Here is a 368-nt window from a genome sequence, read left to right on the forward strand (position 1 = left end):
TGCTCCTGCAAGGTTTCCAGGGTGGCGCGGCTGACGCGGAGTTTGATTTCGGTTTCTTTCTGCATGGGGCGATGTCCGGCTCGGGACGCCAGGCGTCCGCGGGTGAAGGTGTTCCAGATCAAAGGCGCGCGGGGTGGGTGGCCTATACTTTTCGGCATTTCCACCAGGGAGGCGTTCCATGCCGACCAATCCGTTCATCAGCCTGTTCGGCCGTTCGCCGATCGGGCCGATGCAGCAGCACATCGCCAAGGCCCACGAATGCGCGGCCGGCCTGTTGCCGTTCTTCCGCGCGGTGATCGCCGAGGACTGGGCGCAGGTCGAACAGGTTCAGCAGGACATGGTGCGACTGGAGCAGGAAGCCGATCGGC

1 protein-coding gene is annotated in these 368 nt (G+C 64.1%); it reads left to right on the forward strand.

The features are described 5' to 3' along the window. Window positions 1-178: 178 nt before the first annotated feature. Window positions 179-368: DUF47 family protein (locus tag FLP08_RS17385; protein WP_156278185.1), on the forward strand; the 190-nt coding region annotated here is incomplete at its 3' end.

The organism is Christiangramia aestuarii (assembly GCF_009735585.1).
Classification (GTDB): domain Bacteria; phylum Bacteroidota; class Bacteroidia; order Flavobacteriales; family Flavobacteriaceae; genus Christiangramia; species Christiangramia aestuarii.